This is a genomic window from Devosia alba (genome assembly GCF_039938915.1).
Taxonomy (GTDB): domain Bacteria; phylum Pseudomonadota; class Alphaproteobacteria; order Rhizobiales; family Devosiaceae; genus Devosia; species Devosia alba.
In genome coordinates this window covers 1-354 of the sequence record NZ_JBDUUI010000056.1, presented here as the reverse complement: position 1 = coordinate 354, position 354 = coordinate 1, and the positions used below count along the sequence as shown (strand labels likewise).

Annotated in this window: 1 protein-coding gene; it reads right to left on the bottom strand. The window is 53.7% G+C overall.

The genetic code is table 11. The features are described 5' to 3' along the window. Positions 1-354, bottom strand: a 354-nt coding sequence (locus ABFY71_RS18760) for a DUF3310 domain-containing protein (protein WP_347947387.1), incomplete at both ends; no start/stop codon positions are given.

Genomic DNA, 354 nt, shown 5'->3' with positions numbered 1-354 from the left:
TCCTCCGGATTAGGTATTGGAACCGGGGCAATTACATCGTCTCCAGCACCGTAGCACAACCCCTTATATTGCTCATACAGTTCCAGGTACTTGTCGGACTTAGCAATATCCTGCTCCAGCTTGTCCTTGTTCCCGGCACGCAGGCGATACTTCAGGCGGTTCCCCAGGCAGTAGCCGTAGAACTGCTCCTGCGCAGTGCTACGGGCAATCACTTCAATAGCCTCTAAATCCGGGAAGAACTGGTAGTGCTGCGGCTGGTTCACTGGGTCGGGGGCGGCAATAACCCGACTCTGGTTACTGTATCTGCCGCAGTTGGGGCAGCCTGTATAGGTACCGTTATCAAAACATAACTGA